A 22,155-nucleotide genomic window follows, 5' to 3' on the forward strand; every position below is an offset into this window, starting at 1 on the left:
TTCAGCGGGGGCACGGCCACAACAGCCAACCTGGGGGCGGCCGGCTCGCCGGTGGCGGGCCCGCAGTTCGGGGGCTCTTCCGTGTCGGGGGGCGTGTTCTACCCCTATACCGACTTTCCGGCCCCGTATGCCAACAGCTATTTCTTTGGGGATTATGTCAGCGGGTGGATGCGCCAGCTGACGGTGGATGGGGCGAATAAGCCCAGCGCCGTGGGCAACTTCGTCAACAACAACTGCGTGGTCGTTTACATGGCTACCAGCCCAACCCAAAAGGGCCTATTTTATGTAAACTTCGCGCCGTCCGAAATTAGAAGGATTACCTACAATAGCGCCAATAACTCGGCACCGGTGGCTGTGGCCACGGCCAATAAAACCTACGGACCCAGCCCGCTGGCCGTGCAGTTCACGGGCAGCGCCTCCTCCGACCCGGAAGGCCAGCCGCTGACTTACCTCTGGACGTTTGGGGATGGCACCACCAGCACGCTGGCCAACCCCAGCCATACCTTTACGGCCCCGGGCAGCGGCCCGGCCAAGTTCCCCGTCACGCTGCAGGTAACCGACGCGCAGGGCAGTACGGCCACGGCCCCGCTCACCATTTCGCCCAATAACACCCCACCGCAGGTGACCATTACCAGCCCGGCGGCGGGCACGCTCTACCCGCTGTCGGGCAACACGACCTATCCGCTGCGGGCCACGGTGAGTGATGCCGAGCATCCCGCCAGCCAGCTGCGCTATGCCTGGCAAACGTTTCTGCACCACGCCACGCACGAGCACCCCGAGCCAGTGGACACGGCCCGGCAGACGACGACCACCGTCGAGCCGTTGGGCTGCGTGGACGAGGAGTATTACTACCGCATTGAGCTAACCGTGACCGATGCCGCCGGGCTGTCCACCAGGCAGGAAGTGCGCCTGAATCCGAATTGCAACACGACCACCACCAACCTGGTGAGCTACAAGGCCACGTGGAAGTACCTGGATAATGGAACTGATCAGGGTACCAGTTGGCGGTCTGGCAGCTTTGCTGATGGTTCCTGGAAAAGTGGCTCCGCTCCGCTGGGCTATGGCGATGGCGACGAGGCAACCGTCGTGGGTTATGGGCCAAATGCCAGCAACCGCTACATCACCACTTATTTTCGCCGGGCTTTCACCCTCACGAATGTTAGCGCCTTTTCTTCCTTCACGGGCAATCTGAAGCGGGATGATGGGGCGGTGGTGTACGTGAATGGCACGGAAGTATACCGCAGCAATTTGCCCACGGGCACCATCAGCTATACCACCCGGGCAGTGGCCGCGGCGGCGGATGATGGCAATACGGCCCAAACTTTCACCATTCCGGCCTCGGCCTTTGTCTCCGGCACGAATGTCATTGCCGTCGAGGTCCACCAGTCTGACCCGGTCAGCTCGGATCTGTCCTTTGACTTCTCCCTCACCGGCTCCGGATCAGGCAGCACCAATCAGGCCCCCGTGGCGAATGCCGGCCCGGATAAATCGATTACCCTGCCCACAAGCAGTGTAGTATTGGATGGATCAGCGACCGATGCCGATGGCAGCATTGCGTCCTACAGCTGGAGTCAGGTCAGTGGACCCAATACCGCTACTTTCTCCAGTAAAACCGTGGCGGCCCCTAACGTCAGTGGACTGGCTGCGGGTAGCTATGTCTTTAGCCTGACGGCTACCGATAACCAGGGTGTCCCCAGCGTGGCGGATCAGGTTTCGGTCTCTGTTTCCAGCAGCACCACTAGTAGTACTATCCTCGCTTATGGGGCCAGCTGGAAGTACCTGGATAATGGGACTGACCAGGGTACTGGCTGGCGGGCTACCAGCTTTGCCGATGGGGCCTGGAAGAGCGGCAACGCTCAGCTGGGCTACGGGGATGGGGATGAAGCCACTATCGTCAGCTACGGGCCTAATGCCAGTGCCAAATACATTACCACCTACTTCCGGAAGAGTATCTCGCTGACCAGTACTTTTGCATCGTATTCCGCCAGCTTGAAGCGCGACGATGGGGCGGTGGTGTACGTGAATGGCACGGAGGTGTACCGCAGTAACCTGCCCACCGGCACTGTGAGCTACACCACCCGGGCTACCGGGGCTACCGATGACGGGGCCACGCCACAGACCTTTACCATTCCGGCCTCGGCCTTTGTCTCCGGCACGAATGTCATTGCCGTCGAGGTCCACCAGTCTGACCCGGTCAGCTCGGATCTGTCCTTTGACTTCTCCCTCACCGGCTCCGGATCAGGCAGCACCAATCAGGCCCCCGTGGCGAATGCCGGCCCGGATAAATCGATTACCCTGCCCACAAGCAGTGTAGTATTGGATGGATCAGCGACCGATGCCGATGGCAGCATTGCGTCCTACAGCTGGAGTCAGGTCAGTGGACCCAATACCGCTACTTTCTCCAGTAAAACCGTGGCGGCCCCTAACGTCAGTGGACTGGCTGCGGGTAGCTATGTCTTTAGCCTGACGGCTACCGATAACCAGGGTGTCCCCAGCGTGGCGGATCAGGTTTCGGTCTCTGTTTCCAGCAGCACCACTAGTAGTACTATCCTCGCTTATGGGGCCAGCTGGAAGTACCTGGATAATGGGACTGACCAGGGTACTGGCTGGCGGGCTACCAGCTTTGCCGATGGGGCCTGGAAGAGCGGCAACGCTCAGCTGGGCTACGGGGATGGGGATGAAGCCACTATCGTCAGCTACGGGCCTAATGCCAGTGCCAAATACATTACCACCTACTTCCGGAAGAGTATCTCGCTGACCAGTACTTTTGCATCGTATTCCGCCAGCTTGAAGCGCGACGATGGGGCGGTGGTGTACGTGAATGGCACGGAGGTGTACCGCAGTAACCTGCCCACCGGCACTGTGACTTACACGACCAAAGCGCTGACCCAGGCAGGGGACGACGGGGCTACGGCGCAAACTTTCACCATTCCGGCCTCGGCTTTTGTGGTGGGTACCAATGTTATTGCCGTGGAGATGCACCAGAATGATCCGGTCAGCTCGGATCTGTCCTTTGACTTTTCCCTGACAGGCTCCGGATCCAGCGCTTCGTTGACCATTGCCCGGACCGTCACCCCGTTACCCGCTAAGGCCACAGGTGCCACAGACATCATTGTGTATCCAAATCCCTCCCCGGATGGACAGTATGTGGTAGGGCTGGGTGAGCTGTTGGAGGGCGAAGTAACTTACACGCTGTTTTCCCCGCTGGGTGCCCGATTGGCGTCCGGAAAGCTACAGCTGGCGGCCCCAACCAGCACACTGCCATTCAACTTCTCGCAGAAAATGCCGGCTGTCGGCCTTTATTACCTGCAGCTGGAAAGCCCGTCGAAGTTCATCGTTCAGCTCAAGCTGCTACGCCAGTAAGCAAACGAAAGAGGCCTATGCACCTGCTAAGCCAAGCCGGGGCGAGAAACGCCTTGGCTTGGCTTAGCAGGTGCATAGCTATTCTTAAACCTAATGATGGATGGATACAGCTTAAGTGCGCTTAATGGCATGGCCGTTTTTTCCTCTCTTTCACTTGGCTCCCAGTCAGCAGGAACCAAACCTCACTAGGCGGACAGCAAGGCGGTAATAGGCCCAGAATGCGTCAGGGTGAGCTGGTGCATGGCCCGGGTGCACGCCACATAGAGCATGCTCTTATCCACCTCCGTTTTATAATTATGGGCGGAGGCAAAAGGCACAATGACCTCATCGAATTCCAGTCCCTTCGCCAAGTGGGCCGTGGTAATGATAACTCCTTCTTTGAAGGAAGTAGACTCCTCCGTGAGCAAATGAATGCCCGGCGCCTGCAGTGCCTGATATGCGTCTTCGGCTTGCCGGAGGGTTTTGCAAATGATGCCCAGCGAATGATTTCCGGAGCTTTGGAAGGCCGTTATCATCTGTTGAATAGCTGCCAGCTCCTCACCTTGGTTGTGGTAGCGCGCTACCATGGGCTCCTGGCCGTGCCTTTCCAGCGGAATGATGTGGGGATTGGGGGTGATACGCTGCGCGAAGGCTGTAATCTCGACGGTAGAGCGGTAGCTGCGGTATAGCTTAACTACATCGGCTTGCGGAAAGACGCGTTCAATCGTTTCGGCGGAAGAAGCGCTGTAAGGATTCACTGTCTGGCTTACATCCCCCAGAATGGTTTTCCGGCAAGAGAACAAGCGGGACAACACGGCATATTGAACCGGGGTGTAATCCTGCATCTCGTCCACCAACAGGTGCTTCACCTGCTCGTAAGCGGTGATGCCTTCCAGCCGCAGGCGCAGGTAGATCAAGGCAAAGACATCGGCGTATTCCAGGTGTAGGCGGTGGTCAAGCTTCAGGAGCTCCGGTTTACCCAGCCAGCGGAAAAAATCCCGGTAGAGGTCCGGCACCTGATGGAACTTGAACAGCCGGGGAATGGCTTCCCCGATGGTGGCTTTCTCCTGCCCGGTGAGCTTGCGGCCGGCAGCGTCCCGCACGTAGGCCCGGATATCGTTGGCAACCAGTGCGAATCGTTTCAGGAGTGGCACCCGGTGGTAGGTCTTGAACTTCTGCTGCAGGACGGCGACGGGGACGACGGTTCGGCCCACCCGTAACTCCCGCCAGGCAAAGTAGTGGTTCTCGATGTGGAGCAGATACTGGTTGAGCTGGCTGAGGAATTCAAAGGATGATTTGAATCGGATGCGCTCAATGAAAGCCGGGTCGTGCGCCTCCAGCAACGCGGATACCTGCTCAAAGAAGGTCTGATACGAGTATCGGGTGTCGAGCAGGTCGGCCGCCAGCTCGTCCATGCCCATCTCCGGAATGTGCTCTTCTCCCAACTCGGGTAAAACGTTCGAAATGTAATCGGCGAAGACTTTATTGGGCGAAATGATGAGGATGTCTTTGGCCGCAATGGTCTCCCGGAAGCGGTACAGCAGAAACGCAATTCGGTGTAAGGCAATGGAGGTTTTGCCCGAGCCGGCCACGCCCTGGATGACCATCACCGACGCGTCTTCGTTGCGGATTACCGCATTTTGGTCGCGCTGAATAGTCGCGACAATATTCTTCATCTTGTCATCCGAGGACTTGGCCAGCTCCCGCTGCAGCACGTCGTCGTGAATGTTCACGTCGTTTTCGAGCATGAACTCCAGGCGGCCGTCCCGGATCTTGTACTGCCGCTTTAAGGCAATGGTGCCCTGAATTGTACCGGAGGGGGTAGTAAAGGAAGCCTCCCCAAGTTCGAAATCATAGAATAGGGAGGAGATAGGAGCCCGCCAATCGTAAATCAGGTTCTGGCGCTGCCGCTCGTCTAGGAAGGAATATACACCGATGTAGACCGGCAACCGTTCCTGGGCCTGCGTGATGAAATCAATACGGCCAAAATAAGGGGATTGTCCCAGCTTGATCAGCTTCCGTTTCCGGCTGACGGCAGCTTCCCCTGTAAAGGCCATGCGGTTAATCGATTGGCCGGCGGCCACCATATCGGCATCATCCATGCCCGACTGGTGCTCATGGATATATTCCTTCTTCTGCCGGAGTTCCTCGGAAAACTGCTTGACGGCATCCTCTATCCGCCGAATGGCCAGCGTCAGTTTCTCCTTGATTTCTTCCAGGTATTCTCTTTCTTCTGGTTCCGTTGCGTTGATCACGGGCGGCTATTGGAAAATGGACCTCAAAGGTGCCATCAAATTCTGGTCTATCGAAGCACACCGCTTCTTTTGTGTTCGGCGTATGGCCTGGACTCTGGCAACCCGGCAGGGAGTTTATCCCTCTGTTTGTATTCTGATATCCTTCCCAGAAAAGCAGATTACGTGAGCTGTACGTGTGTAATGCCGTTTCGCTTGAAGGAGTGAACTCCCTTTTCTATGCAATCCTCTGCTTAGCGCTTTTTTAAGCTTGCATTAAAGCGTTGCCAATGCAGCCGATAACAGGATAAGGGAGTAAGGAACTTGTGGGAAAGAGAATCGGTTCAGGCAAAGCACTATTGCTGACCAGCTGAACGCCTGCTCAGTCTGCCTATGAAGGAATTATCCTTCATCCGGTATATTGCATCCTTCTACCCATAACCCATTCAAATGCGTATTTTAACTTATCTGGCTTCTTTCCTTTTTCTGTTCACCGCCTGTGATAAAGATGAGACGAAGCCTAATTCTACTCCCACTGTAGACCCAAACAAGCCGGTACTTACGCTACAGGTTACCTCGCCCACAACGGCTAAGGACCTGCACGTGTTTGTATACCCTAAGGACAAGCCGGAAGAGCGTTTCACCTACGATGTGAGCTACTCCGAAACGCCTAAGGTAGAAACGGCCAGGCAAATTGGACATGGGGTTGATGCTACCTTTATGATTGGTGCCGAAACGGAGTTCAAGCCGGTGGAAGGCAACGTGCACGCAGAATTACTGGCTGATGGGAAGGTAATTGCCTCCCTGGATTTCGATACGCTAAATCCTCCGAAGGATCCAGCAACTTCCACTTACTACATTAAGAAAACCGTCACCATTCCGTAAGGAACGGAAGGTGCAAAAACACAGAAGGGGGCCGTCGGCATATATGCCGGCGGCCCCCTTCTCTATGAAATGGGTTTGCTAGGCGTTGTATTTACAGTCGAACGCCAATGCCTGGCCCCAGCAGGAAGAAAGGCTTGCCTTCTGAAAGTAGCCACCCGCCGCCCAGATATAGTGGGAATGAAAGCTTAGCATCGCGCCGCGTTGGATAAACTGAGCCCAGAATTACGATGCCTAAGTCACGCTTAACGCTTGTATCGTTACTATTCAGGTTAAAAGCGTTGAGGGCTACGAAGCCGGCTCCAACCTTATAGGGGCGCAGACGGTTAATTTTTTCCGGATGATAAAAGCTGAGCTGGCCCAACATGGCCAGTGAAATACCCCCAAATGAGCCAAAGCCTGTGTCGCCGGACTTACGGGTAAGTAAGCCGCCGGGGAAGCTTACGTCAATATCGAACTTCATCTTGCGCTTGAGTACCAGTTCCAGCTTTTGGGAAAAGCCGGGCTCCTGGTACTGTCCTGAGGTATGCTTTATAGTGATAATAGCTGTGCTCCAGTCATCCAGATCATAGGTCTTACGGGCTGATAATAGACTGTTGAGGCTAATGTTGCCTACCTGGCACTGCTTATCCTGATAGAAAGCCGCCCGTACCGAAGAACCATCAGGGCAAACCACCACATTTTCCAGGGTACGCATTTCAATCAGCTCGCCCTTGCTGTTCTGTGTTCGGATATCGAAAGTGAGGTACTGTTTGCCATAGAGCTGCTGGTCAGAATCGATGGCCGCAGAGTTAAAGCTGAAGACGACGTCGCTGACGGTACGGTCGTAGAGAATTGGACCGTTGAAGCGCGTAATAGGGCGGGGGGCCTCCCCAAAGGTAACGGCTACAAAATCGAGGGGGTGCGGGCGCTGGAATTCCTTAATAGCCAGCTGGAAACCTGTGGGTTGCCCGGCATTAAAGATGGTGATGCGCTTTTTGTCAATGTTTAACGGCACCTGTACGCGGTATACCACGGCCGCATCAGAGCGGATACTGGAATCAGAAGGCACAGTCTGCACATCCTCAAAGTGAAACCGCGCCCGTTGCAATGACTCCCCTTCCAGGCGCACATCTACCGTTTCGCCAGGGTTCACGGTGTTGCTGTTGGTCCAGTCGCCGCCGCGGTGGCGCACGCTCAGGGCAGAGACGGTAGTTTTTGGCGAGATGTTGAAGTTGGTAACGTACTTGGCCTTGTCGTCTTCCTTAATATAGAGGTAGCTATCGGTCTGGCGGTGGGTGTTAAACACACGCAGCCAGCATAGTACCCGGTCGTTAGTCAGGTACTGGCGCGTAAACAGCTCGGCAATAAGCGCACCGCCTGCCTCTTCCTGATCCTCAATGCGGTAGGTGCGCTTCAGGTCGAAGGTGCGGCCGTTGTCCAGAATCAGTTCCACGCCCTGCCGGCGGGTGGCCTCCGTTAGGGTAATTTCCTTTTTATCGACACTCAAAAAGCGAAGCCGGGAGGCCTTCACCGTAAATTCCTGCCGTAGTGGCGGCAGCGCGTAGGTCAGGCGGCGGTTGTTATCCGTTAGAAAAGGGCGCTCCGTTTGGGCCCGCACGGTCAGTATGCGGGTGCCCAGGGTATTGGGCAATACGTGCAGGCGCAACTGGCCTTTGTCCTGGGTAAGGCGGTAGTCGATGTCCTGGCCACGCGTCCACTCCCCGGTGGTGCGCACGTTCTTAGCATTATTGCTGTTGAGGTCGTAGACCTTTTCCTCGCCTACAAACAGCTCTGTGTCGTTGGGGCGGAAATCGAGGGTGGTGCGCGTAACCGGCAGTAGGTTTACCGTTTGGGAAAGCAGGGGGCCACCCGCACTGTCAGCAGGTGCCGTGAAGGAGAGGCGCAGAAACTGGGCTGAGGTAAGGTCGCGGAAGCGCAGCTTGGCCCGGAAGGTCTTTCCGTCCGGACTCGAGGTGAGTGAGTCGAGCAGTTGAAAATCGGCGGAGCGCACCAGGCGAAGTGCCTTCTGCGGCTGGTAGGGATATACCGTCAGATCCACCGTTTCATCATCGCGCCGGTAGGTAAAGTAGACGTTTGGCTCGCCCTTCAGCGAGTAAATATTGTGCCCGAGGCTGAAGCTAAGCGTATCAGTACGCAGTACTACGTCGCGCAAGAGGGGAGGTGCGGTTGGGCTCTGGGCTGCTGCGGGAGCAGATAACAGAGCCAGGAGAAGCAGGCATCCAAGAAAAATCCAACGGTAACTCACCAGACAAACAAAGCAGAACAAACCAAACCGTCGTGCTTGCGCACCGGACAAACGCGGGCAAAAATACGGACCCCGCCGGGTTCTGCCTCATTTTATTCTCCCTATTCCGCTTCTGCTGCCCCAGCGGCCCGCAACGCAAAGCCCCGCCTCTACGTTGCGGACCTATACGCTCCTTGTTTTTTTCCTATGCAACGCATTTTACTGACCGGTCTGCTACTGGTACTTGCCTGGGTACCGGCGGCGGCCTATTCGGTCCTTACGCACCAGGCCAACATTGATTCTACCTGGGAGCCCTGCCTGATACCCACTCTGCAACGCCGCTTTCCCGGTGCCACCCCCGAGGAGCTGAAAGAAGCCAAAGCTTATGCCTATGGCGGCGCTATTATTCAGGATATGGGCTTCTACCCCTTCGGCTCCAAGCTTTTTACTAACCTCACCCATTATGTGCGCAGCGGCGACTTTGTGCGCAATCTGCTGGATGAGGCGCACGACCGGAACGAGTACGCCTTTGCTCTAGGCGCGCTGGGGCATTATACCGCTGATATCAGTGGCCACCCGGAAGGCACTAACAAGGCACTGCCCTTTGTGTATCCGAAGCTGAAAGCTGAGTTTGGTGAAGTCATTACGTACCATGAAGCTCCCAAGGAGCACACCCAACTGGAGTTTTCTTTTGATGTGCTGCAAGTAGCCGCCGGCCGTTACCGCTCCGATGATTACCACAACTACATCGGGTTTAAAGTAAGCAAGGAAGCGTTGGAAAGGGCTTTTGAAAAAACATATGCACTGAAGCTAGGGCAGGTTATTGCCAACGTGGACCTGAGCATTGGCTCCTACCGCTTCGCCGTAAAGGAAATTATTCCCATGGCTACCCGCGCAGCGTGGCAGAGCAAGAAGAAGGATATTCTAGCCCTCAGCCCCAAGGCCCGGCGCCGCGACTATATCTACCATCTTAGCAAGCGCCAGTACCGCCAGGAGTTTGGCGGCAGTTACCAGCAGCCCGGGGTGGGGGCCCGCCTGCTGTCCTACCTGGTGCGGGTGTTGCCTAAGATAGGTCCTCTCAAGCCATTCGCTTTTAAGTTGCCCACTCCCGAAGCGCAAACCCTTTTTCGGAGTAGCTTTCATCAGGTGATAGGCAAGTACTGTGGTCTGCTGAATAAACAAGGCTACATTCCGGCTGCGGCCCTGCCCAACACCGATTTTGACACTGGCCACCCTACCCACACCGGCGAGTACCCCCTGGCCGATGAAACCTATAGTGAGTGGCTGCTCAAACTGGACCACAACGAGTTTGAAGGCCTGACTACCCCGCAGAAACAAAGCATTCTGGCTTTCTACACTTCATCGGGCATAAAGCCAGGCCCTACCATTAAAGAAGACAAGCAACGGCAAACGGAGGAGGCGCTGACACATTTACGCGCACTTGTTACCAGGGAGTAGTAGGCCTGCCAGTTGGCTCTCGTGTTTTCTTCCGGGCAACCCTTTCTGAAAAAGCGTGGTCTAGGCAGCAAAACATAGTTGCTATGTATCTGCTCGCTCACCTTCGCCTGTTGCTTTTTTTTCTGCTGCTGCCTGCTCTGGCAATTGCTACTCCGCGCGTGCCGCTGGTTAATGGTACGCCCACACTGCTGACCTCGGATGGGGTACAGCTCTTTGCTTCCATTTCCGGGAAAGGCATTCCGTGTGTGTTTGTGCATGGTGGGCCGGGCGCCTGGAGCGGCATGCCGCAGGCGCTGGCTGGCCCCACCCTGGAAGATAAGTTTCAGATGATCTGGTACGACCAGCGCGGTAGCGGCCGCTCCCAGAACGACCCGCGCCATAACTACTCCCTGGAGCGCATGGTGCAGGATCTGGAAGAAATTCGGCTGCAGTTGGGCGTGGAGCAGTGGGTGGTGATGGCGCACTCCTTCGGGGGAACCATTGCCACCGCCTATGCCGCTAAATATCCGCAGCACGTACGCGGCCTGGTGCTGGTAGAATGTACCCTGTACCTGAAGGACTCCATGAAGAACACTATTGCCGCCGGCCTGCAATATGTTCCCACTGCCGAGCAGGCCGCATACCAGGACACCACACAGGCGCTGGATGCCCGTTTTGGCCAGATGCTGGGCTTTCTGAACTCGAAGGGCTTATTTCAGAAGCTGCAGTTTCAGACGGAGGCCGGCCAGCGCCAGATTGACGAGGCTGACAAAGGCAACCCCCAGACCGGGGAGTTCGGCGGCTATGGCTTCCGTCTGCCCGATTACCGGCAGGACTTTACCCTGCTCACTCCCCAGATTACAGCCCCAGTGTTGGTGGTTACTGGTGCCAAGGACTATTGCATCGGCCCCGACCACTACAAGCTCTTTCGCTTCCCCCACCAGCAGGTAGCACAGATGCAAACCGGCCATGTACCTTTTGTAGAAGAGCCGGAAGCCTTCCGCGCTGCCCTCGTACGCTGGGCCAAAAAGCTCCAGTAATGCCCACATAAAGGCCCCGATGGCCTGCGCACCACAGAACAAGACCCGACTCAAAAGGTGTAGCCTTCTGAATCGGGCCTTTTAATAAAAATGGGTGAGCAGATTAAAAGGAAGTGCCACCGATTTTCGGGGCTTAGTTCGCCATAAGCCAGGTATTGGCTTCCCCTTCGTTGTTGAAGATAGACACGTCGTAGCCCCGGTTGGGATTGGATGCGGTTTTCACGCTGGCCTGCAGGGAGGGGCTTGCTTGCAGGGCTTCTTCGCGGCTGGGCGAAATAAGATAGGCCAGACGTGCCCGGTGCGGAGCCATTGTCTCTACCACCTCTGTCAGCCAAACGTTGGCAGCCCACTCGGCCATGTCAGGGGTGGGGTGAGGCCGGCGGCGTACATCAATGAGCCAGCGCGTTGTGTTGTGGGTGCAGGCCTCGGAGAGGATAGTATGATAGTCCTGCTGAAACAGGTCGGGCTGCAATGCATTCAGCCAGCGTACAGTAAGTACATCCAGGTCGGAGCGGTACTGAATTTCGAGTCTAGGCGATAAATACATTAGGCAAAGAAAGGACAATAAGCCGAACAATAGCCTAAACTCCAGCTCGCTGGCTACTGCTATCTGCCCCAGTCTACTCCTGAACCAGCCCGCTGCTCAGGCGTCGCAGCGTGGTTTCGGCCTGCTTAGCCTGGAAGCGGATATCGAGCAGACGGTTTTCGGCGTCCAGCTGGCTGCGCTGGGCTTCCCGTAGGGCCAGGGGCGTGAGCAGGCCCAGGCGGTAACGCTCCAGGGCAATAGCCACGTTCTGGCGGGCCAGCAGAATATTATCTTCTTCCAGCTGCAGCAGTTGCAGGCGGTTCTGGTACTGTGCATAAGCCTGCTCGGCTTCCGTATCCAGTTGCAGTTGCGTTTGGTCCAGCTCCAGCTTGCTCTGCATTTCCACAATGCGGGCATTCTGCTCCAGCCGGTTGCGGTTGAAGCCATCGAAAATGGGCACGGAAGCTACCACACCGTAGTTCAACCCATAGGTGCGGCTGGTGTTGGTGGTGAGTTCTGTGCCGAAGAAAGCTTCCCCGTTAATGTTGCGGTTGTAGCCATAGCCGCCCGTGAGACCTATCTGGGGGAGGCGCGACGCCCGCACCAGGCGCCGGTCATAAGTAGCTACCTGCGTATTAATACGGGCCTGTTGCAGGCGGGGGTTGTTCTGGCGAATTGCCTGCGCCACGGTTTCCCGGCTCAGGTCGCGGCTTACTACAATCGAGTCAGCGGGCAGAAAATCCAGAGCAGGGGAGCGGCCCAACAGATTATTTAGGTTGATTTTGGCTGTTTTTAGGGCTTCCTGCTGCTGAATTAGGGCCGAGCGGTCAGCGTTATAGTCTACCCGGGCGGTCAGTACTTCTACCTTGGCACTCACACCCACATCAGCGCGGGCCTGGGTCAGGTCAATGCGTTGCTGCCCAATGCGGAGGGCCTCCTCAAAGCTGCGGATTTTACCAGCTTCGCGCACTACGGCAAAGTAGGCGCTGGTAATATCGGCCACGGTTTCCTCGGCCGTAGCCCGGGTAACCTGCTGCTGACCCTGGGCCAGGGTCTTTAGCCGGTCATAAGCAATGAACATTCCCAGACCATCAAATATTGTCCAGGTAGCCGCTACGTTGGCGTTAGCCCTATTCGACTGTGCACCACTGGCGGTACTGGGCAAAGGGCGGCTTAAGGATTCCTGCCGTACGTTATTGCGGGTAAAGCTGCGCGTTACATTGCCCGTTACTACTGGCAATTGGCCTGCATTACCGCGCGTGACATTGTTTTCCACAATACGCTCATCCTGCCGGACCAGCCTGACCCCGTAGTTATTTTCCAGCCCAATGCGAATGGCTTCGGCCAGCGTAAGTGTTGGGCCCATATTCTGCGACTGCGCGGAGGAAGAAAGCGGCCGACTGGCCGATTGCTGGGCCAGCAAAGGCAAGGGTAACAGGAAGGTGGAGACGAGAAAGGCGCGAAGCGGAAAGATCATGAATGGGATACTATAGCTGGAAACCAGTTCCCTGCCTCGGCAGCAGGGATGCCCGAAGGGCAGGGTGGTTAAGGATAGAACAAGGCAGGGGCACCTTGTTCCATAAAGCCGGATCAGCAAGAAAACTAACCACCCCGACAGCCGTTTACTGCTGCGGCCCCCGCTCGGTTGAGCAGGGGAGAATTGTTCTGCTGCTTATGCCGCTACGGCTTGTTTCTCTTCGGCGTGCTTGTGCTTTTTAGCGGTAGCGAAATAAGAGTACATCACCGGCACAATGTAAAGCGTGAGGCCCGTGGCGAAAAACAGGCCACCCACCACGCCGATACCCATAGCGCGCCGACTGAGGGCACCTGCGCCGGTGGCAATGGCAATCGGCAGAATACCCAGAATGGCGCATAGAGAAGTCATCAGAATAGGACGGAAACGGGCCGTGGCGCCTTCCACCAGGCCAGTCATATAGTCTTCGCCCTGTTCTACGCGCTGGTTGGCAAATTCCACAATCAGGATACCGTTCTTGGTTACCAGTCCCACCAGCATGATAATGCCAATTTGGGAAAACAGGTTGAGTGTCTGGTTGAAATACCACAGACTGAGCAAGGCGCCCGACAGTGCCAGCGGCACCGTCACCATGATGATGACCGGGTCGCGGAAGCTTTCAAACTGCGCCGCCAGCACCAGGTAAATCAGCACCAGAGCCAGGCCAAAGGCAAATACCAGGGAAGAGGAGCTTTCCTGGAAGTCGCGGGATGGGCCGGAAAGCTCGTTGGTGTAGGTGTCGTCCAGGGTTTTATCGGCAATGGCCTGCATGGCCGCAATACCGTCGCCGAGGGTTTTGCCCGGGGCCAGCGAGGCGGAGAACGTAGCCGCGTTATAGCGGTTGAAGCGGTAGAGCTGAGGCGGCGTACTGCTTTCCGTCAGGCGAATTACGTTGTCCAGCTGCACCAGCTTGCCATCGGCGGCTTTCACGGAGAGCTGGCGCACATCCAGCGGCTGGTTGCGGTCTTCCCGCGCTACCTGCCCAATAATCTGGTACTGCTTGCCCTCCCGGATAAAGTAGCCGAAGCGCTGTCCGCTGAGGCCTGCCTGCAGGGTTTGCGAAATGCTCTGCACCGATACGCCCAGGCTCTGCGCCTTTTCCCGGTCAATGTTAATACGCAGCTCGGGCTTGTTGAATTTCAGGTTGACATCCACAAACTGAAAAGTGGGGTCCTGGCGGGCTGCATCCAAAAACTTGGGTACTGCCGTGCGCAGCTTCTCAAAGTCCTGCGTCTGCACTACAAACTGCACCGGCAGGCCGCCGCCACCGCCGCCAATGCTCTGATCCTGGGAAACCGAGGTGCGGGCAGCCGTCAGGCGCTTTACGCCGGCGCTCATGATATCCGAAATTTCCTGCTGGGTTTTGGGACGTTGGTCGGCCTCTACCAGCAGCACGCGGGCAATACCGGAATTGGAGCCCCCGCCAAAGCCTGGCGAGGTTACCGTAAAGACACTGTTCAGGTTTTCAGCGCCTGTAGAGTCCATAGCCAGCTTGGTAATCTGGGCCATGTACTCATCCATGAACTCAAAGGAGGCACCTTCCGGGCCGGTAGCGTTAACGTTCACGCGGCTGCGGTCTTCCACTGGGGCCAGCTCCGAAGGCAGCGTCTTCATGAAAAACCAGATGCCCACGCCCGTACCCGCCACTACCAGCCAAGCCAGCCAGCGGTTGCGCAAAAAGGTTTGCAGGCTGTCCTGATAGCCGCCAATCAACCGCTCAAAGAAGGGCTCCGTCTTGCGGTAAAACCAGTTGTGCTTTTCCTGCCGCTTCAGGAGCTGGGAGCACATCATGGGGGTAAGGGTAAGCGAGACAAAGGCCGAAATCAGCACGGAGCCGGCCACCACAATACCAAACTCCCGGAAAAGACGGCCGGTAATACCCGTCAGGAACACTACGGGCAGGAACACGGCCGCCAGTACAATGGTAGTACTGATGACGGCCATCAGAATTTCTTCTGAGCCTTTAATGGAAGCCTCTTTCGGGTCTTCGCCATCCTCAATGCGGGAGTAAATATTCTCCAGCACCACAATGGCGTCGTCCACTACCAGACCAATGGCCAGCACGATGGCCAGCAGCGTCAGCACGTTAATAGAGAAATCCAGCAGGTACATCACGAAGAAAATACCCACCAGCGACACCGGAATGGCTACTACCGGAATCAGGGTAGAGCGCCAGTCGCGCAGGAACAGGAAGATGATGACCACTACCAGCACAAATGCCTCGATAATGGTGTGCTCTACTTCCTTAATGGAGTTGCGGATAAAAACAGAGTTATCGATGGCCGGGCGCAGCTCCAGGTCTTTGGGCAGATCCTTGCCGAACTGTTTGATACGCTTGTTAAACTCGTCGGCAATATCAATCTGGTTGGAGCCTGGCTGAGGAATAACGGCCAGGGCCACGCCCGGTATTCCATTCACCCGGAAAATAGTCTGGTCGTTTTCCGGATACAGCTCGGCGTAGCCTATATCAGAAAGACGTACCAAAGAGGCAGCATCTTTGCGGATAATCAGGTTATTGAAGTCTTCTACTGAAGTCAGGCGGCCCATGGTACGCAGCGTGAGCTGGGTGTTCTGCCCGGTTACGGCACCGCTGGGTAGTTCCACGTTTTCGCGGGTAAGGGCGGCCTGTACATCCACCGGCGACACGCCCAAAGCCGTCAGCTTCACGGGGTCCATCCAAAGGCGCATGGAGTACTTCCGCTCCCCATATACCCTGATTTCCGACACACCCGGAATAGTCTGCAGACGCTCTTTCAGGGTATTGTTGGCATAGTCCGTGAGCTCCAGCAGGCTGCGCTTGTTGCTGCTGAGGTAGGTAATGACAATGGGCTGGGAGTCGGCGTTGGCCTTGCTCACGATGGGCGGGTCAATATCCCGGGGCAGGCGGCCCTGCGCGCCGGATACCTTGTCGCGCACGTCGTTGGCGGCGGTTTCCAGGTCAGCGTCGAGGTCAAACTCCACGGTAATCTGGGTGCGGCCGTCGCGGCTGTTCGACGTCATGTTTTTGATGCCCGCAATGCCATTGAGGGCTTCTTCCAGCGGCTCGGTAACCTGGCTCTGCATCACATCAGCCGAGGCTCCGGTGTAGCTGGCCGAAACCGTGATAATCGGTGGGTCCACGCTCGGGTATTCCCGAATGCTGAGGTACCGGAACCCGATAACGCCGAAAATCACGATGACAAGGCTCATCACGATGGCGAGGACCGGGCGGTTGATACTGGTGGAGGATAAGCTCATAAGGAAGCGCTTCTACTACTCTATACTCTACAAAACTGCTGAAGGCAGCGGCCCGAAAGCCCGCCGGTCAGCTTACAACAATGTGCTAACCAGCCAATACCGGCTTGATAAACCGTTTCGGCTGCTCAGTATATCCTTCGCGCAGGTAAAACCGGTGGGCTGCCTCGCGCCGGGCGCCACTACTTATTTCAATACGACCACACCCCAACTCCAAAAGCGCCTGTTCCGCGGCTCTTAGCAACTGTTGCCCAATGCCCTGACTGCGGTATTCGGCCGTTACGACCAAGGTAACCACGCGGCCATCGGGTGGGCGGTGCAGAAAATATGTGCAATGGAGCAGCACAAACCCCACCACCTGCTGTTGCCGAACGGCTACCAGCACCTGGTCACCGGCGGCAGTGAGGCTGTCCAGGCGGTGTTTTAAGTCCTGGCTGTCGGTCGGATACCCAAGTTCCGCTACTAACTCTGCCAGGGCCGCTGCATCAGCCGGCGCTGCCCGCCGAATGTTGATTTCAGCCGAAAGAGTGGGAGTGGTTGCGTTCATGGGTAAATCCTTTCGACGGGAGAAGTAGTTTACAGCTCAGCTTTTTGAATCTGCACTGCGTCGCCGGGCTTCAACTGCAAAATGCCGGTCCGGATAACGGTGTCACCTACGGCCAGGCCGTCCGTAATCTGAATAACCTTCTCCGAGCGCACACCAATTTTTATCTTGGTAGAAACGGCCTTGCCGCCTTTCACAGTAAAGACGGTGTAGCCGCTGGCCTCGGGAATAACGGCTTCTGTTGGCACCTGCAAGGCATTCGTCGATTCGCCCAGCTCTAGGTTTACTTTGACGAAGGCGCCGGGGCGCAGCTCGTTGCCGGTGTTGGGGAAGCGGGCTCGCACCGGCTGGGTGCGGCTCACCGGGTCAATCTGCGGGTCAATGGCGTATACCTTAGCCTCGTATTGCTTGTTGGTGGCTTCATCCGTTACACTTACTACGTCGCCTACCCGAACGTTGGAAGCAAAGCGACCCGGCACCGCGAAGTCAATCTTAACGGGGCGGATGCGGGAGAGAGTAGTAATTTCAGTGCCAGGGCTCACGTAGGTGCCCACGGTAGCGGTGGTCAGGCCCAGTACCCCATCAAAGGGGGCGCGCACATAGGCTTTGGCCAGGTTGGCGCGCAAGGACTGTAGCTCGGCCTGGGCCGTGAGCAGCTGGTTGTTGGTTTGCTCGTATTCCTGGGCGCTGATGTACTCTTTATTAAGCAGCACGCGCTGGCGACGCTCCTGGTCGCGGTAGAGCTTGATATTGTACTCCTGTTTGCGCAAGTCTGCCTGAATCTCATCGGCGTTGATGCTGAACAGCACCTGGCCCCGGCGTACCGGCTGGCCCTCCCGGATATTGAGACTGGTAATCTTGCCGGATATCTCACTTTTGATAACCACGGCCTCATCGGCCAGCACGGAACCCGTAGCGGCTACTTCATCAGCCAGGTTAGTGGGCTTCACAATATATACCTGTACGGGCGTTTTGGCGCCTTTCTCCCCGCCGCCTTTTCCGCCTTTACCACCAGGTGCACCTTTACCCCCGGGGCCGCCTTTGCCCCCAGACGCTGTAGCAGGGAAGTAGCGCATCTTCACAAAAACCAGCCCTGCAACTAGGGCCAGCGCCAGAAAAATCCATAAAAACCGGCGGCCGGTACGTGGCTCTGCTACTACTTGTTCTTCTTGTTCCTTCGTCTGCATATTGTAAAAAAAGAAACGCCTACTTCAACTGGAGGGGCGCTTTTATCCGCTACGAAATTATCCGCTCTACACAACACCATGCTTTCCGATAAGGTTATCAAAAGCATGAACATTGGGCCATTGACACAAAAAAAGCCTGCATGTTGCAGGCTTTTCCTGATTTAAGGCGCAAATACCTACATGGCCTTGGCGTTAATATAGTTCTTGGCCAGGTCATTGAGCTTGGTATCAGTCATTTGCTCTTCCTGCAGCGTCTGGCGCAATAGCACGGCTGCATCGGTGTGGCCAAGACGCTCAGCGTAGTGAGCGGCGGTGCCGTAGCCGGAAATTTCGTAGTGTTCCACGCGCTGAGCAGCGGCTATCAGCGCGGCGTCTTTCACCTCATCGGTGGCATTTTCGTCAATAGCTACTTGCCCTTCGGCTACCAGACCCTGCATGGCTTTGCAGGTATGCCCGCTGAGTGAAACATCCAGCATCTTGCCAATTTTCTCCAGGCGGGTAATCTGATTCTCGGTTTCCTTCAAGTGCTTTTCAAAGCCCTGGCGTAGACGGGAGTCCTGCGCTTCCGCCGCCATTTTGGGCAGCGCCTTTATTAATTGATTTTCGGCGCTATAGAGGTCCTTTAACTGTTCGTGAAACAGGTCGTCGAGGCTTTTGAGTTTACCAAACATAAGTCAATAGTAGTAAGGTGAATAGATAAATCGTTCCGGTCTTCGGAATACATTATATCCTTACGCCTATCGAAGAGAGGGGTTGTTACGTTATTTTGGTCTTTCTAACCACTGCCGCATGCCAACCCCATCAGATAAACACCGCAATTTCTTTCAGGATGTGCACGATGTAGTGCGGCTGGTGCCGCCGGGCCGAATTACTACCTACGGGGCCATTGCGCACTACCTGGGAGCTAAGCACGGGGCCCGCATGGTAGGGTGGGCCATGATGGCCGCGCACACGGAAACCGGCGTGCCCGCGCATCGGGTGCTAAACCGGCAGGGGCTTCTCACGGGGCGCCAGCACTATACTACGCCCACGGCCATGCAGGAAGCCCTGGAAGCAGAAGGCATCCGGGTAGTAGACGACCAGGTGCAGGACTTCACCCGCCTGTTCTGGGACCCCAGCGTAGAGCTGGCATAGTATTAAAAAGAGCGTATTGTAAGGGCTAAGCTATGCTTAAGCTGGCGGCATGGTCCTGTGCGGCCGCCTCAATGGCGAGGCTCATTTCCTCCGGGCTGGCATTCTTCAGCAGGTAGCCGTGCGCGCCTTCAGTTACCAACTGCTCTATCAGCTCGGGCTCATCGTGCATGGAGATAATTACCACGCGCACCCGGGGATACTGCACCCGCAACAGGCGGGTGGTTTGCAGGCCATCCAGTACAGGCATCTGCAAATCCATCAGTACTACCTGCGGCGGGGTAGGCAGCTGGTCTATCAGCTCCAGCAACTCCTGGCCGTCGCCCGCTTCGGCTACAATTTCCACGTTCGGAAAGCTGGATAGCAGCGCCCGCAGCCCCTTGCGGAAAAGCACATGGTCATCGGCAAGGGCAAGGCGGATAAGCGGGACAGGCTGGTTCATAGGATAAACAGGCAATAGGTAGTAGGGCAGGCAGGAATATAGCGGGGCAGTAGACTAATTGTCAGAAAGATACAGCACCGGGAAGGAAATCCAAACCCGCGTTCCGGTGCCTGGCGTCGACTGATGCCGCAAGGTTCCCTGCAGCAGCGTAACGCGGCTGCGCATGTTGGTGAGTCCCAGCCCCGTGCGTGTGTCCGGAGACGGTACTACCTCGCTACCGGAAAGATCAAAGCCAATACCATCATCAGTATAAGTGATATTCAGATGATTGGTGGCAAATACCAGATGAATATGAATGAGGCTGGCCTGGGCGTGGCGCAGGCCGTTGCCCATCAGCTCCTGTACAATGCGGTACACGGCCAGCTCCTGCATAGGGCTTAGTCCGATGGGTTTGCCATGCTGCGTCAGCTCCACCCGGGTACCGCCAGGGGGCACAGCCCGGGCCAGGGCTTCCAGCGCAAACGTAAGCCCGAACTTCACGAGGGCCGCCGGCAGGAGGTTCCGCGAAATCCGGCGCACCTCACTGATAGCCTGATCCAGGAGCCCGGTCATTTCCCGGGTTTCTCCGGGCTGGCCCATAGCCGTGAGGTGCAGCTTTACAATGGCCAGGGTGGTGCCTACTTCATCATGCAGATCCGAGGCAATGCGGCGGCGTTCTTCTTCCTGCGCCACCAGGGCAGCTTCCAGGGCCTGGCGCTGGGCGGCATCCTGCACACTGCGCAAGTGCGCCTGCTGCCGAATCAGCCGCCGCTGATAGCGAACCACAAAAACCACAATACTGAGGGCCAGGAAGAGAAGAACGGATAGTACAACCGCGAAAACGCGTAAAATCTCCATGAATTTCCTGGGGTGCGGCTTACGACGCGGTTAATGGAATAGAAACACTACTATACTTACTGCAGAACCAGTTTCTGCTCCCGGCCAAGCTGATAGAAACCTATCGTCAGCAGCACATAGCTTAGCAGGCAGGCACTAGAGCTAATTAGGCCAAATAAAGCCTGAAAGTTCCGCCCATTAGTGTAATGCGTATCGGCTAACATTTTGTTGGTGAGGCTGCCCATTACCAGTGAAGAGGTAAAATATAATATACTAGCCGTAGCAATCCAGAACAGAGGGTCTCGCTCTACCTGACTTATGCGCAGTTGCTGCAGGAGCTGTTCAAAATACAGGACGCACAGCACTATCACCGTAATAAACTGGCTGGTTTGGGCGTACTGATCAGCTTTAAAATCAACGAACGGATGCAGGTAAAACGAATCCAGTAAGGATATAATCAGCAAAACGGGTACCCAGATACGCAGCACCTGCCGGATTTTTGGGCTCTGTAGAGCATAGTAAAACATAGCTATGTACCCTAGCCCCCACAAATTAATCTGCACATGCACAAACGGCCAGGTTGAAATGCCATATGGCGGAAACCTGGCCCGAAATTCCGCAGAATTGTCGAGCAGATTGAAAAGGTCCAGAAAAAAACAGTTGACTTCCAGCGCTACCAATACCCAGAATAGAATCTGAACTGGAAGAGTCCAGTAATCACGCCGACGCCACGCTACCCAAAGCGGATACAGCAGGGCCACCTGGCAAATCCAGTAAATGATAACGCCCGTCTCTCGTAACCATATAGGTAGCGTATAGTCCATCAGGTTAGGATTATAAAATAATAGATGTGATGTTATTTAGTTGATTTGATATACCAGAAGCTGGGGGAGAAGGGACACCAGCATCCAGCACAAGGGTGATAATGTCATTTTCGTTGTTGGTAACACCTGCCAACACTAATTTGGGCCCGGTGCCATCCTGGCCATAATAAATGCGGATGCCTACGCATCCAGGTTGGTTAAGCAGACTTTGGAGTTTGGTCTTGCCAAAAAAATAGCCCCTTACTTCATCAGTATGTTCTCCCTGATAACAGCTGGTAAGATCGTGGCCTACGCCTAGTTCGATGAATGTTCCTTCTGATCCGGTGAATGACATAAAAGCTGGTAAACTGAGTAAACTATAAAATGATTGAAACGACGCCTTGGCAGCCGTTTTCAAATATAGATTTTAAAGTATGTTATACAATGCCGCGCGCGGCGCAAAATGATAATATATCGGGCCTATTGGGCTTTAAAAAGGAGGTTAAAACAACATGCCCGGTATACCAGGAGGCGGGGTGTTGCGTGGGGCTTCTTCCCAGCTTTCTTCTTCCTCGTCGGCTTCTTCTTCGTCCAGGCTGTCAAACACCTGGTCAATAGCCGCCTCGGCAGCCCGCAGCTTCTGTTTACATAGGCGAATTAGCTCGGAGGAGCGCTGCACTTTCGCCGTCAGCTCGTCCACATCTACAGTATCGGTTTCCAGAGCGCGCAGAATGGTTTCCAGCTCTTCAATGGCGTTGCGGTAGGTAAATTCGGTACTCATTTTATAAGCAGTAAATCAT

18 protein-coding genes are annotated in these 22,155 nt (G+C 55.8%); 5 read left to right on the forward strand and 13 right to left on the reverse strand.

All coding sequences use genetic code 11. From position 1 onward, the window contains the following. Positions 1–3,363, forward strand: a 3,363-nt coding sequence (locus tag Q4G72_RS06970; RefSeq protein WP_303310692.1) for a PKD domain-containing protein, incomplete at its 5' end; no start/stop codon positions are given. Positions 3,364–3,548: 185 nt separating this feature from the next. Here the strand turns inward: Q4G72_RS06970 and Q4G72_RS06975 are convergent. Beyond that, the gene (locus tag Q4G72_RS06975; RefSeq protein WP_303310693.1) at positions 3,549–5,597 is read right to left on the reverse strand and encodes a HelD family protein; all 2,049 of its coding nucleotides are present in this window, start codon (positions 5,595–5,597) and stop codon (positions 3,549–3,551) included. Between the two features lie 426 nt (positions 5,598–6,023). On the opposite strand from Q4G72_RS06975, the gene Q4G72_RS06980 reads away from it, so the two are divergent. Beyond that, positions 6,024–6,458, forward strand: coding sequence for a hypothetical protein (locus Q4G72_RS06980; RefSeq protein ID WP_303310694.1), 435 nt, complete (start codon positions 6,024–6,026; stop codon positions 6,456–6,458). Positions 6,459–6,549: 91 nt separating this feature from the next. Here Q4G72_RS06980 and Q4G72_RS06985 read toward each other — a convergent pair whose 3' ends face one another. Then, entirely contained in the window at positions 6,550–8,610 is a 2,061-nt protein-coding gene (locus Q4G72_RS06985; RefSeq protein ID WP_303310695.1) for a hypothetical protein, read from the reverse strand. A 279-nt stretch (positions 8,611–8,889) separates the two neighbouring features. Between Q4G72_RS06985 and Q4G72_RS06990 the strand changes: the two genes are divergently transcribed. Further along, positions 8,890–10,140, forward strand: coding sequence for a zinc dependent phospholipase C family protein (locus Q4G72_RS06990; protein WP_303310696.1), 1,251 nt, complete (start codon positions 8,890–8,892; stop codon positions 10,138–10,140). 83 nt (positions 10,141–10,223) lie between these two features. Next, positions 10,224–11,159, forward strand: a complete 936-nt coding sequence (locus Q4G72_RS06995) for an alpha/beta fold hydrolase (RefSeq protein ID WP_303310697.1) — start codon at positions 10,224–10,226, stop codon at positions 11,157–11,159. 133 nt (positions 11,160–11,292) lie between these two features. Here the strand turns inward: Q4G72_RS06995 and Q4G72_RS07000 are convergent, their stop codons facing one another. The 6 genes from Q4G72_RS07000 to Q4G72_RS07025 all read right to left on the reverse strand — a co-directional run bounded on the left by Q4G72_RS07000 (position 11,293) and on the right by Q4G72_RS07025 (position 18,834). Then, positions 11,293–11,706, reverse strand: coding sequence for a hypothetical protein (locus Q4G72_RS07000; protein WP_303310698.1), 414 nt, complete (start codon positions 11,704–11,706; stop codon positions 11,293–11,295). A gap of 73 nt (positions 11,707–11,779) precedes the next feature. Continuing rightward, entirely contained in the window at positions 11,780–13,162 is a 1,383-nt protein-coding gene (locus Q4G72_RS07005; protein WP_303310699.1) for a TolC family protein, read from the reverse strand. Positions 13,163–13,357: 195 nt separating this feature from the next. After that, entirely contained in the window at positions 13,358–16,435 is a 3,078-nt protein-coding gene (locus Q4G72_RS07010) for an efflux RND transporter permease subunit (RefSeq protein WP_303310700.1), read from the reverse strand. Positions 16,436–16,520: 85 nt separating this feature from the next. Then, a complete protein-coding gene (locus Q4G72_RS07015; protein ID WP_303310701.1) occupies positions 16,521–16,979 on the reverse strand; it encodes a GNAT family N-acetyltransferase in 459 nt (152 codons plus the stop codon). 29 nt (positions 16,980–17,008) lie between these two features. Then, entirely contained in the window at positions 17,009–18,163 is a 1,155-nt protein-coding gene (locus tag Q4G72_RS07020; protein WP_303310702.1) for an efflux RND transporter periplasmic adaptor subunit, read from the reverse strand. 176 nt (positions 18,164–18,339) lie between these two features. Next, the gene (locus Q4G72_RS07025) at positions 18,340–18,834 is read right to left on the reverse strand and encodes a YciE/YciF ferroxidase family protein (RefSeq protein WP_303310703.1); all 495 of its coding nucleotides are present in this window, start codon (positions 18,832–18,834) and stop codon (positions 18,340–18,342) included. Between the two features lie 118 nt (positions 18,835–18,952). Here Q4G72_RS07025 and Q4G72_RS07030 point away from each other — a divergent pair, with 118 nt between their 5' ends. Beyond that, entirely contained in the window at positions 18,953–19,297 is a 345-nt protein-coding gene (locus Q4G72_RS07030) for an MGMT family protein (RefSeq protein WP_303310704.1), read from the forward strand. Positions 19,298–19,322: 25 nt separating this feature from the next. On the opposite strand, the gene Q4G72_RS07035 is transcribed toward Q4G72_RS07030, so the two are convergent. From Q4G72_RS07035 to xseB, 5 genes are all read right to left on the reverse strand, one after another. Then, positions 19,323–19,736, reverse strand: coding sequence for a response regulator (locus Q4G72_RS07035; RefSeq protein WP_303310705.1), 414 nt, complete (start codon positions 19,734–19,736; stop codon positions 19,323–19,325). 54 nt (positions 19,737–19,790) lie between these two features. Further along, positions 19,791–20,573 (reverse strand): sensor histidine kinase, encoded by a 783-nt coding sequence (locus tag Q4G72_RS07040; protein WP_303310706.1) that lies wholly within the window; start codon positions 20,571–20,573, stop codon positions 19,791–19,793. Positions 20,574–20,629: 56 nt separating this feature from the next. Beyond that, the gene (locus Q4G72_RS07045; protein WP_303310707.1) at positions 20,630–21,376 is read right to left on the reverse strand and encodes a hypothetical protein; all 747 of its coding nucleotides are present in this window, start codon (positions 21,374–21,376) and stop codon (positions 20,630–20,632) included. Positions 21,377–21,386: 10 nt separating this feature from the next. Then, entirely contained in the window at positions 21,387–21,773 is a 387-nt protein-coding gene (locus Q4G72_RS07050) for a hypothetical protein (protein WP_303310708.1), read from the reverse strand. Positions 21,774–21,857: 84 nt separating this feature from the next. Next, the gene (xseB, locus tag Q4G72_RS07055; protein ID WP_303310709.1) at positions 21,858–22,136 is read right to left on the reverse strand and encodes an exodeoxyribonuclease VII small subunit; all 279 of its coding nucleotides are present in this window, start codon (positions 22,134–22,136) and stop codon (positions 21,858–21,860) included. Positions 22,137–22,155: the final 19 nt, after the last annotated feature.

Source organism: Hymenobacter sp. BT730, assembly GCF_030542105.1.
Lineage (GTDB): Bacteria > Bacteroidota > Bacteroidia > Cytophagales > Hymenobacteraceae > Hymenobacter.